The sequence below is a fragment of the Streptomyces sp. NPDC001292 genome, assembly GCF_042896465.1.
GTDB lineage: Bacteria > Actinomycetota > Actinomycetes > Streptomycetales > Streptomycetaceae > Streptomyces.
The window spans coordinates 1-9,980 of record NZ_JBIAXG010000094.1 but is presented as its reverse complement, the minus strand read 5'-3'; the positions used below and the strand labels follow the sequence as shown (position 1 = coordinate 9,980).

General features: G+C 73.1%; 12 protein-coding genes. 2 read left to right on the top strand and 10 right to left on the bottom strand.

From position 1 onward, the window contains the following. Nucleotides 1–282: 282 nt before the first annotated feature. Nucleotides 283–1,734: an MFS transporter gene (locus ACFY4A_RS41880; protein WP_390834567.1), complete on the bottom strand. Its 1,452-nt coding sequence runs from the start codon at nucleotides 1,732–1,734 to the stop codon at nucleotides 283–285. A gap of 65 nt (nucleotides 1,735–1,799) precedes the next feature. Continuing rightward, nucleotides 1,800–2,210, bottom strand: a complete 411-nt coding sequence (locus ACFY4A_RS41875; protein WP_390834566.1) for a DUF3291 domain-containing protein — start codon at nucleotides 2,208–2,210, stop codon at nucleotides 1,800–1,802. Nucleotides 2,211–2,335: 125 nt separating this feature from the next. Between ACFY4A_RS41875 and ACFY4A_RS41870 the strand changes: the two genes are divergently transcribed. Then, complete coding sequence (locus tag ACFY4A_RS41870) at nucleotides 2,336–2,953, top strand: MerR family transcriptional regulator (RefSeq protein WP_390834565.1); 618 nt, start codon at nucleotides 2,336–2,338, stop codon at nucleotides 2,951–2,953. A 3-nt stretch (nucleotides 2,954–2,956) separates the two neighbouring features. Here ACFY4A_RS41870 and ACFY4A_RS41865 read toward each other — a convergent pair whose 3' ends face one another. Genes ACFY4A_RS41865 through ACFY4A_RS41830 form a run of 8 tightly spaced genes read right to left on the bottom strand, consistent with a single transcriptional unit; the run spans nucleotide 2,957 to nucleotide 9,443 of the window. Then, nucleotides 2,957–4,267, bottom strand: coding sequence for an NAD(P)/FAD-dependent oxidoreductase (locus tag ACFY4A_RS41865; RefSeq protein ID WP_390834564.1), 1,311 nt, complete (start codon nucleotides 4,265–4,267; stop codon nucleotides 2,957–2,959). A 30-nt stretch (nucleotides 4,268–4,297) separates the two neighbouring features. Beyond that, nucleotides 4,298–5,023, bottom strand: coding sequence for a 4'-phosphopantetheinyl transferase family protein (locus tag ACFY4A_RS41860; protein ID WP_390834563.1), 726 nt, complete (start codon nucleotides 5,021–5,023; stop codon nucleotides 4,298–4,300). Beyond that, nucleotides 5,013–5,186, bottom strand: a complete 174-nt coding sequence (locus ACFY4A_RS41855; protein WP_390834562.1) for a hypothetical protein — start codon at nucleotides 5,184–5,186, stop codon at nucleotides 5,013–5,015. The genes ACFY4A_RS41860 and ACFY4A_RS41855 overlap by 11 nt, the downstream gene beginning before the upstream one ends. Nucleotides 5,187–5,206: 20 nt before the next feature. Then, complete coding sequence (locus ACFY4A_RS41850) at nucleotides 5,207–7,003, bottom strand: acyl-CoA dehydrogenase family protein (protein ID WP_390834561.1); 1,797 nt, start codon at nucleotides 7,001–7,003, stop codon at nucleotides 5,207–5,209. Further along, nucleotides 7,003–7,236, bottom strand: coding sequence for a hypothetical protein (locus ACFY4A_RS41845; protein ID WP_390834560.1), 234 nt, complete (start codon nucleotides 7,234–7,236; stop codon nucleotides 7,003–7,005). The genes ACFY4A_RS41850 and ACFY4A_RS41845 overlap by 1 nt, the downstream gene beginning before the upstream one ends. Beyond that, nucleotides 7,223–7,888 carry a hypothetical protein gene (locus ACFY4A_RS41840; protein WP_390834559.1) on the bottom strand — a complete coding sequence of 222 codons (666 nt, stop codon included), beginning with the start codon at nucleotides 7,886–7,888 and terminating at the stop codon, nucleotides 7,223–7,225. The genes ACFY4A_RS41845 and ACFY4A_RS41840 overlap by 14 nt, the downstream gene beginning before the upstream one ends. Beyond that, a complete protein-coding gene (locus ACFY4A_RS41835; protein ID WP_390834558.1) occupies nucleotides 7,846–8,946 on the bottom strand; it encodes an acyl-CoA dehydrogenase family protein in 1,101 nt (366 codons plus the stop codon). The genes ACFY4A_RS41840 and ACFY4A_RS41835 overlap by 43 nt, the downstream gene beginning before the upstream one ends. Then, the gene (locus ACFY4A_RS41830; RefSeq protein ID WP_390834557.1) at nucleotides 8,943–9,443 is read right to left on the bottom strand and encodes a hypothetical protein; all 501 of its coding nucleotides are present in this window, start codon (nucleotides 9,441–9,443) and stop codon (nucleotides 8,943–8,945) included. The genes ACFY4A_RS41835 and ACFY4A_RS41830 overlap by 4 nt, the downstream gene beginning before the upstream one ends. On the opposite strand from ACFY4A_RS41830, the gene ACFY4A_RS41825 reads away from it, so the two are divergent. Beyond that, nucleotides 9,394–9,876, top strand: a complete 483-nt coding sequence (locus tag ACFY4A_RS41825; protein WP_390834556.1) for a PadR family transcriptional regulator — start codon at nucleotides 9,394–9,396, stop codon at nucleotides 9,874–9,876. The genes ACFY4A_RS41830 and ACFY4A_RS41825 overlap by 50 nt on opposite strands. Nucleotides 9,877–9,980 lie beyond the last annotated feature (104 nt).

Genomic DNA, 9,980 nt, shown 5'->3' with positions numbered 1-9,980 from the left:
GGCCAGGGCGCTGGCGACCTCGCTCCCGATCCAGTGGGCGCCCACCTTGCCGGGGTACGGGATGCCCCGCTTTGTCGGGAGTTCGGAGATCCTTACGAGCTCGAGCAACACAGCGGCGGCTACGGCTTCGGCGGGGAGCTGCATGTGCGTAGTCTGCCCGCGCCCAGTGTCGGGCGGTGCACTGCCTTTGATGAAGGTGTTGTCTGCGGCGCCGACCAAGCACGGGTGGCGCGGGTGCCCGCCGGGGAATTCGGGCACCCGCGCCGGTCGGGGGGCGGAGGGTCAGGCGGTGGCGGCGGCGGTGCGGTCCGCGTCGGGGGCGGCTGCCCCGGACGCGGCGTCCGGGGTGCCTGCGGGCCGCGGCCGGCGCGGGATGCCCAGGGCGCACAGCGCGCCGGCGAGGACGACGCCGACGCCGACCCACACCGCGGGGTGCATGCCGTCGACGAAGTCCGTGGGCGTCGCGGTGCTGCCGTGGCCGGCGAAGACGGTGCTCAGTACGGCGATGCCGAGCGCGCCGCCCACCTCGCGGACGGTGGTGTTGGCGCCGGACGCCTTGCCGGCGTGCTCCTGGCTGACCGAGCCGAGCACCACGGCCGCGGTGGGCGCGAAGACGAAGCCCATGCCGATGCCGGCGACCACCATGGGCGCGACCAGGGACGGGTAGGAGGTGTCGGTGCCGGCGACGACGTTGATCCAGGCCAGGCCCGCGCCCTGGAGGAACAGGCCGAGGGCCATGAGCCGGCCGCCGCCGACCTTGTTGGTCAGCACGCCCGCGACGGGGGCGACGAACATCGGCATCAGGGTCCAGGCGAGGGTGCGCACGCCCGCCTCGAAGGGGGTGCGCGGCGGGGCGATCTGCAGGTACTGGGCGAGCAGGAAGAGCGAGCCGAAGACGCCGAAGTACATGCTGGCGGAGACGATGTTGGTGAGGGTGAAGGCGCGCACCCGGTAGAAGGAGAGCGGCAGCATCGGCTGGGGGGCGCGGCGCTCCCAGAGCAGGAAGAGGACGAGCAGGACGGCCCCGGCGGCGAACGCGCCGAGCACGGTGCCGGAGGTCCAGCCGTCGTCGGAGGCGTGCACGATGCCCCAGACCACGGCGAACAGGGCTGCCGCGGCGAGCAGCATGCCGAGCAGGTCCAGGCCCACGCCCTCCAGTCGGCTCTCGCGCAGCACGAAGCGGATCAGCGGGACGGCCACGATGCCGACCGGCACGTTGACCCAGAAGATCCACTGCCAGTCGAGGCCGTCGACCACCGCGCCGCCGACCACCGGGCCCATGGCCACGGCCAGGCCGCTGATGCCGGACCACAGGCCGAGGGCCAGGCCGCGCTTGCCGGCCGGGACCGCCTGGGAGAGCAGGGTCAGGGAGAGCGGCATCACGGCCGCGCCGCCGACACCCTGGACGGCCCGGGCGGCGATCAGTTCGCCGCTGGTGGTGGCCAGGCCGCAGAAGACGGAGGCGACGGTGAAGAGGGTGATGCCGAGGACGAACACCCGGCGGCGGCCGAAGCGGTCACCGAGGGCGGCGGCGGTGAGCAGCAGGCAGGCGAAGCTGAGCACGTACGCGTTGACGAACCACTGCAGGTCCTGCGTGGAGGCGTCGAGCTCTGCGGACAGGGTGTGCAGCGCGGTCGAGACGACCAGGTTGTCCAGCGCGACCATGAACATCGGGACGCTGGAGGCCACGATCGACAGCCACAGCGGCGCCGACCGGGTATCGGGCTTGGGCATGGGGGTCTCCTCGGCGGTTCGTCAGGGGAAGGCGGACGGAACGGATCGGCCGGTGGTGGCGGGGTTCAGGAGCGGGCCTCGGCGGCCTGCTGCTCGGCGATGCGGCGCTTGGCGTCGGCCCAGGTGATCGGCAGCTCGCCGACGGGGACCTCCCAGAAGGTGAAGACGGACTGCCGCATGGTGGAGCGCAGCCCCTTCACGATCGTGTGGTGGGGCTCCGCCTGGGCGTAGGCATAGAGCTGCTCCCGGCTCTCCCAGGCGGACAGGGTCCAGAAGGTGCGGCGCAGGGGGTCGGCGATCAGTGAGGCGCCGAGCGCGCCCTGGGCGCCGCGGACCTGCTTCCAGGCCGCGAGCGACTGGAGGCAGAACCGCGGCACGTCCTTGAGTGAGCGCACCTCGAGGCGTGATGCCATCACCAGGGCGATCGTGACACCGGGGCGTGGCTCGTTCGGTGTGGTCCAGGGGAGTGTGGGCATGACGGTGCTCTTCCTGAGAGGGGCCTATCTGCGGGAGCCGCCGACAGGCATAATGTCACTATAGATATTGTCACTATCCAATATAGACAGTGAAGCTATCGAATGAACAGAGGGAGACGGGACGGATGCGCATCTCCGAACTCAGCCGGAAGAGCGGGGTGTCGGTGCCGACGATCAAGTACTACATCCGCGAGGAGCTGCTGCCCGCCGGCCGCCACACCTCGGCCACCCAGGCCGACTACGACGAGCAGCACCTGCGCCGGCTGCGGCTGATCCGCGCGCTGATCGGGGTGCGCGGGCTGTCGGTGGAGGCCACCCGGCAGGTGCTGGGGGCCCTGTCCGAGGAGCAGTCCCACCCGCATCTCGTGCTGGGCCTGGCGCTCGGCGCGATCCGTCTCCCGGAAGAGCCCCCCGGGGAATCCGAGCACCCGGCCACGGTGGACGCGCTCCTGGCGGAGCTGGGCTGGCAGGTGCACGGCGACGCCCCCGCCCGCGGCGTGCTGGCCGAGACGCTGGCCAGCCTCCAGCAGTTCGGGATGGCCCTGGACTGGCACGCCCTGCTGCCCTACGCCCGCCTCGCCGAGGAGACCGCCCGTCTCGATCTCGACCACCTGGAGGGGGTGACGGACCCGCTGGAGCTGGCCGAGCGTGCCGTCGTCCTCACCACCCTGCTGGAGCCCGCGCTGATGGCGCTGCGCAGGCTCGCCCAGGAGCACGAGTCCGCGCAGCGCCACAAGGAGTGAGGCTCAGGCGGCGGGACCGTCGAGTTCCTCCAGCAGCCGGTGGGCCGCCTCGGCGCCGGAGGAGAAACCGGCCTCGTGCGAGCCGATCTGATCCCAGCCGAGCCTGCGGGAGTGGAAGTAGGAGCCGCAGAGCTTGACCCGGGTGCCCTCGTTGACGTCGTGGATGTCCTTCTGCAGCTCGCGGACCTGGTTGTCGATGATCGGGTGGGTGTAGGGGAAACGGGCGATCACCGTCTCGGGACGGACCTCGCGCGGGTAGTCCAGAGTGACGAAGTAGTCCTGCTCGGCGGTGAAGCCGTGCAGCTTGTTCATGTAGTAGGCGACATAGGTGTGGGCCCGGCCGTCCACGGAGACCTTGCCGTAGTTCCACGCCTCCCAGCGCTCGCGGCCGGCGGGCATCACCGAGTCGTCGGTGTGCAGCACCACGTCGGAGGAGTTGTAGCGCACGGTGCCGAGGACCCTCCGCTGCCGCTCGGTGGGGTTGACCAGCATGGCCAGTGCCTCGTCCGCGTGCGCGCCGACGACGGCGTAGTCGAAGCGCTCGCTGCCGGCGGCCGTGGTCACGGTGACCCCGTCCGGCTCCTGGCGCACGCCGGTGACCGGCTCGCCGGTGCGGATGTCGGGGCCGATGGCGGCGATCGCCTTGCGGACGTAGGAGATGGAGCCGCCGCCCACGGTGCGCCAGTCCACCCGGCGCCCGCCGAGGCCGCCCTCGTCGTGGCCCATGTAGAAGGCGATCACCGTGGAGGCGGGGATCTCCCAGATCAGCTCCGCGGGCACCGACCACACGGCGGAGCAGAGCAGGATGACGTAGGAGTGCCGGAACTGTTGGCTGTAGCCGCCGCGGTCCAGGTACTCGCCGAGCGGGATGTCGGTGCGGCGGCGCAGGAAGTCACGGCGGCCCTCGGTGTGGAAGCGGCGGGCCTCACGCCAGATGGTGAGGAACTCCGGGGAGCCGGCGTAGCGGGTGCTCACCTCGTCCTCGCCGAGGTCGAGTTCCTCGGTGCCGTACTCCAGGCCGGAGTCCAGGTCGAAGAAGTTGAAGCCGCCGAGGTGCTCGACCGCCTCCACGCCCAGCTCGTCGAAGAAGCCGTAGAGGTTGGGGTAGGCCGGGCGGTTGAAGACGACGAAGGCGGTGTCGATGCCGAGGACGCGGCCGTTCTCCTCGACCTCGACGGTGTTCGCGTGCCCGCCGAGCCGGTCCTCCCGCTCGAAGAGGGTGATCCGGGCGCGGTCACGCAGGTGGTAGGCGGCGGAGATGCCGGAGACGCCTGCGCCGATGACGGCGACGCGCGGGGTGTGGTCGGGTGCCATGGTGGGTCCTCACTGTGAAACGGACGGTGGTCAGGCGGCGGGCAGACCGGCGAGGTCGGCCAGGTCGACACGGTGCAGCTCGCCCGGACGGCCCCGCTCGGCGGCGACGGCCACCACATAGCCGGGCGCGGGGCGGAGCAGGTCGAACGACCAGGTCTCCCCCGCCCCGAACGGCCGGCCGGGGTCGTGCACGGTGATCGGCCCGGCGGGCGGGGTGGTGAAGGTGAAGCCGGCCAGGTCCCGGGTGATCCCGGTGCCGAGGGCCTTCAGGTACGCCTCCTTGAGCACCCACAGCTCGCTGAGCCGCTCGGCACGGGCGCCCGGCGGCAGGCCTGCCAGTTCGGCGCGCTCGGCGTCGGCCAGGTGCGGGACGAGATGGGTGACCGCGTCCGGGGAGGCGGGGGCGCACTCGACGTCCACCCCGCAGTCGCGGCCGTGGGTGACCACGCAGGCGATCAGGCCCTCGGTGTGCGAGAGGTTGAACCGCAGCCCCTCGCAGGGGGGTTCGGGCTCGGGCCGGCCCCAGGGGCCGGTCCGGAAGCGCCAGGCGTGCACGGGCCGCCCGCTGCGCGCGCTGAGCGCGTGGCGGGCCAGCATTCGGGCCCCCAGGAAGCGGCGGCGCGCACCCTCGCCGCGCAGCCGGTCCAGACGGGCGCGCTCCTCCTCGGTGAGCAGCCGGGGCCCGCCGAGCGCGCCGGCGAAACCGTCCACCGCACGCTCGGGCAGCAGCCAGAGGACGGCCGGGTCAGAGTTCATCGCCGGCGCCCTCCGGCCGTGGGGCGCCGCCCGGGAGGGCGGAGGTGTGCCGGGCCGCGCGGGAGGCCGGGCGGGCCGGTGCCGGCATCCGGCCGGGCGATGCGGCCGCCACCGGGCCGTACGGGGCCGGGACGGGCGTCCCGGGGGTGCGGTGCGTGCTCACGCCGGTGTCCTCCTCGGGGGTCAGTGGCGGACCGCGTCCGGGTCGACGGCGCGCGCGGCGAGCGGGAACTGCCAGTGCGAGAAGAGCCGCTCCTCGCGGTGGAAGTGCCGCAGAACCCGCACCACCTCGTCCACCACGGCCCGGTCGGTGACGGCCTCGTGGGGCCGCAGGTGCCGGCGCAGGCGCTCCAGCTGGAGCAGCAGCACGGCGGCGTTGGGCAGCGGCTCGTCCAGGGCCTCGTGCGAGTGCACGAAGGTGAGCACGCACGCGGCGGCCGCGTGCACCACGCAGTACTCCTTGGCCAGGTCGAACAGTTCCGCGGACTGGCCGTAGGCGCGGCCCAGTTCGCCACGCAGCCGCTCGCAGCGCTCGGCCAGCGAGCCGGTGTGGCCGAGCAGTTCCTCGGCGGTGTCGGCGGCGCGGACCAGCCAGCCACGCTGGTCGTCGTCCTTGGCGTCCCCGGCGAGGGCGCGCAGCCGGGCGACGCCGTCCGGCGCGGCCAGCACGGTGTCGTCCCGGCCGCGGCTGAACAGCTCCTGCCGCCAGGGCTCGTACGGCGGCATGGTCCGCTCGATGCCGTACAGCACGGCGGCGTGGTCCACGGCCTCGGCACGGACCGTGTTGTCGGCGCTCAGCGCGGTGGTGAGCAGGGGCTGCAACTGGTGGCCGAGGTTGCGCAGGTTGACGACCGTGTTGCCGTCGGCGAAGTTGGCCACCAGCAGGTCGCGGAGCATCTTCTGGAAGACGCCGTAGTGCGGGTGGGCGCGCAGGAAGAAGCGGGCGCCGAGCACCACGGCGAGCTGAGACATGGTGCGTTCCAGCAGCGTCGGCACGAAGTACTTCACCACCGAGGAGGAGACGCTGACCTGCTGCGGTGTCACCTGGAGCCCGCGCACGGCGCCCAGGCTGACCGCGTCGGCCACCAGCAGGTCGGCGAAGACCTCGGTGAGCTGGCGGCGGCTGTAGGGGATGTCGCTGACCGCCTGGCCGAGGATGACCCGGCCCTCGGTGAAGTCCAGGGTGAGCCGCAGCCCGGTGTCCACGGCGGAGAGCGCGATGCTGCTGATCTGGGCCCGGGCGGTCTGGGTGGCCTTCAGCGCGGTCTCCAGGCCCTGGCCCTCGGCGCCGAGCCGGGCGTCCTCCGGGACGAAGACGCCCTCCACGCGCAGCCCGCTGATGTCCATGGCCCGCAGGCCGTGCAGCCGCTCGCCGGGCAGCTCCTGCACGCTGCCGGCCGGAGCGGAGCGCTTGTCCAGTACGAAGACGGAGAAGCCGCCGGTGCCGCCGCGCTCACCGGTGCGGGCGAAGACCACCATGCCGTCGGACCAGGTCGCGTTGCCGATGAGCCACTTCTCGCCGGTGAGCAGGTAGCCGCCGTCGACCTTGGTGGCCGTCATGGCGTTGGCCAGCAGATCGCTGCCGTGGGCCCGTTCGGACAGCCCCCAGGCGAGCCGGTGGCCGCGCTTGACGGCGTCCACGATCCGGCGCTTCTGTTCGTCGGTGCCGGCGATCCACACCGGCATGAAGGCCAGGTTGGTGATGATAAGCGCGGTGGCGGTGGCCGGGTCGCGCCGGGCGATGAGCCGGACGAGGTTGAACTCGGCCTCCACGTCGCCCGCGCGGCCGCCCTGCTCGCCGGGCAGCGCATACTCGGGCACACCCCAGCCGCGCAGCATCTGGACGAACTCGTACGGGTAGGACTCCCGCTCGTCCAGTTCCATGATCTTCGTGTACGGCATCCGGCCGGCCGGGTCGTGCGGGCAGCCGAGGAAGTCCTCCAGCCGGGCGGCCAGTTCGGTCAGGTCGTGCTTGGGCATCAGCGGCCTCCCGGGGTGTCGCCGAGGCGGACGGGCAGGGCGGTCCGGTCGTCGCAGAGCCCGTAGTCCGGCAGACCCCAGCAGCGCAGCAGCTGCACGGCCCGGTCCTGGTGGGACGCCCGCTCGTGCGGCTGGGCGGCCGGGGTGTACGTCATGCGGCCGGCCGGGTGGTGGGCGTGGCCGAGGGACTCCTCCAGCCGGGCGGCCAGTGCACTGAGGTCAGGCGTGGGCATCGGCGGCCTCCTGAGATGTCGCGGCGAGGCGGACGGGGACGGCGGTGAAGAGTTCGTCCTGCTCGCGCAGTGCGGCCAGGACGTCGAGGGCGGGCAGCAGGTGCGGGCCGTGGCGACGAGGGTCGGTGCCCTCGGCGCGGGCCAGCACGTAGGCGAGGACGGCGCGCAGCCAGCCGGTGGCTCCCGGTTCGCCGCCGTACAGCGGGCGGTCGCGGTTGGCCCACCACAGGTGGACGCAGGCCGCGGCGCCGTGCAGCCAGGCGTAGCGTTCGGCGAGGTCGGCGAGGGCGTTGGGCTCCGCGCCGGGGCGCCGTGCGGTCCCGGCCTCGTGCGGCAGGCCGGTGACGGCATCGGCGAGGCGGGCGACGAGGTCCGAGGTGTCGTCGTCGAGGGCCGCACGGGCGGAGGCGGCCACGGTGGGCAGCCCGCCCAGGACGGGGTCCGCGCCGCGCGTGACGAGGTCGAGGCGGCCGGGCTCGTACGGCGGCAGCTCCGCATCCAGGGTGAAGATCTGCCGCAGCGCCTCGGGGCCGGGCGTGCCGGTCGCGGCGAGCAGGGTGGGCAACTGGCCGCAGTAGGAGCGCAGGTTGGCGTACGGGCTGGCGTCGATCACGCGGACCACGGCCGAGTCGCGTTGCAGCTTCTGGAACACCCCGTCCCCCGGGGCCTGTTCGCGCAGCACCGAGCGGGTGGCCAGCACGGTGCCGCAGTGGCGCAGCAGTTCCTCGGCGGCCTCGGCGACCAGGTGCTTGGCGGCCGGGCCCAGACGCTGAACGCCTCCGGCACCACGTGCACACCACGGGCGGCGCTCAGGGCGACCGCGTCCGCGGCCAGCAGTGCGGCGCAGGCGGTCGCCGACTCCCGTGCCGCGTACGGCGTCGCGGACAGCGCCGTACGGCCGAAGCGGCGCTCCGCGGTGAAGCCGAGGGTGAGCCGCAGGGCGGTGTCCGCGATGCCGAGGGAACCCGCCATGCTCATCAGCCGCACCGCCTGCTGCGCCCGCAGGGCGACGTCCAGGCCCTCGCCCTCCTTGCCGACCTGTGCGTCCCAGGGCACCGCGAGGGCGTCGAAGCGCAGGGTGGCCAGGTCGATGCCGCGCATGCCGGTGGTCCAGGGCGCCGGCCGCCGGGTCAGGTCGTCGGCGTCCAGGGATCCATCGGTGAGATCCAGCAGGAAGGAGGTGAAGGCGCCCGGCCCGCGGGGGCCGGTGCGGGCGACGACGTAGACGGCCTGGGCGCGCAGGCCGTTGCCGACGAGCCACTTCTCGCCCTGCAGCAGTCCGTCCGCGTCGAGCCGCACCTGACCGGCGAGCAGGTCGCTGCCGTGGTCGGCTTCGGTGAGCGCGAAGGCGACGGCGCCGCCCTCCCGCAGGATCCGCGCCACCCGCTCCTGCTGCTCCGTGGTGCCGTGCAGCTGGAGGCAGGTGGCGGCGATGATGCCGAACATGGTGCCGGGCATGATCCGGACGTCCCGGCGGGCCGCCGCCCGGACCAGCGTGAGGCTGCGGTCGAAGGACCGGAAGGCGCCGCCCCACTGCTGCGGCAGGTAGTTGAGGTGGAAGCCGGCGTCGCGCAGCACCTCGTACAGCCGCTCGGGCGCGGTGTTCGCCTCGTCGTGGGCGACCGCGGCGGCGTAACCGAAGGGGTTGGCGGGGTCGGCCGGGTCGCCGAGCAGGTGCTCCAGCGTCTCGGGGGTGAGGGCGCCGCTCATCGGGCACCTGCCGTGGGGGCGGCGCCGGCGGGGGTCTCCAGCGGCACGGGGCGGTAGTCGGCGGCGCCGGCGGGGATGTGCACGCCCGCCAGGCGCAGCTGGGCCAGCCGGGTGTGGAAGGCGGCGCCCCGCATCAGGTGGTGGGCGACGTCCGCGACCCGGCGGTTGCTGGGGTTCTTCAGATAGCTCCCGGTGGCCCAGTCGTTGAAGGAGCCCATGGCCGGTCCGCACCAGATCTGGTAGTCCTGCGCACGGTCCTCCTGCCCCGTCACCGCCCAGCGCGAGGCCATGCCCAGGTACCAGCGGAAGACCAGCGCCATCCGGCGCTTGGGGCTGTCCGCGGCGCGGGTGAGCTGCTCGGGGTCGCGGCGCTCGAAGTAGCCGACACAGTCCTGCCAGAAGAGGAAACTCGACCAGCACCACGTGCCGGGAGGTGATGGCGAAGCTGTGCATATAGGCGGGCTCGTCGACGCGGTGCCGCCCGAGCAGTTTGTCACCCGCAGCCAGGTCTACCGGGAACTCGCCGCCCTCGCCGAACGCGGTCTGGTCGTGGCAGGGGACACCGGACCACGCGCCCGGGTCCGCTACCGCATCACCGAGGCCGGGCGGGAGGCGTTCGCCGAGTGGATCGCCACCCCTCCCGGCGCGGAACAGATCCGCTACCCCCTGCTGCTGACGATCGCCTTCGGCGGTCATCTGGACCGCGCCCGCCTGCTGTCCTACGTCGACCAGCACCGCGCGGTCCACGAGCGGCACCTGAAGACCTATCAGGCACGCCTGGGCACCGCGGGGATCGACGTCCACGAGCGCGCCACCCTCGCCTTCGGGATCCGTTACGAGGAAGCGGTCCTCGCCTGGATGGACGACCTTCCCGCCATTCTCGGCCCGGCCGGCGAGCCGTCCACCGGGCGCCCGGATCCGGCCTTCTAGCCCCGGACTTCGCAGGTCACCGTTGCAGGTCTGTTGTGACGAGCGCTCCAAGTTGGCCAGTCTGGCCAACTGGAGCGCTCTGTTCAGGGCTGGCCGGCTACGGG

Coding starts and splice junctions, on each gene's coding strand:
- ACFY4A_RS41860 (WP_390834563.1), bottom strand. CDS start 5,023: ATGAACTCTGACCCGGCCGTCCTCTGGCTGCTGCCCGAGCGTGCGGTG.
- ACFY4A_RS41870 (WP_390834565.1), top strand. CDS start 2,336: ATGCGCATCTCCGAACTCAGCCGGAAGAGCGGGGTGTCGGTGCCGACG.
- ACFY4A_RS41845 (WP_390834560.1), bottom strand. CDS start 7,236: ATGCCCACGCCTGACCTCAGTGCACTGGCCGCCCGGCTGGAGGAGTCC.
- ACFY4A_RS41865 (WP_390834564.1), bottom strand. CDS start 4,267: ATGGCACCCGACCACACCCCGCGCGTCGCCGTCATCGGCGCAGGCGTC.
- ACFY4A_RS41880 (WP_390834567.1), bottom strand. CDS start 1,734: ATGCCCAAGCCCGATACCCGGTCGGCGCCGCTGTGGCTGTCGATCGTG.
- ACFY4A_RS41835 (WP_390834558.1), bottom strand. CDS start 8,946: ATGAGCGGCGCCCTCACCCCCGAGACGCTGGAGCACCTGCTCGGCGAC.
- ACFY4A_RS41875 (WP_390834566.1), bottom strand. CDS start 2,210: ATGCCCACACTCCCCTGGACCACACCGAACGAGCCACGCCCCGGTGTC.
- ACFY4A_RS41850 (WP_390834561.1), bottom strand. CDS start 7,003: ATGCCCAAGCACGACCTGACCGAACTGGCCGCCCGGCTGGAGGACTTC.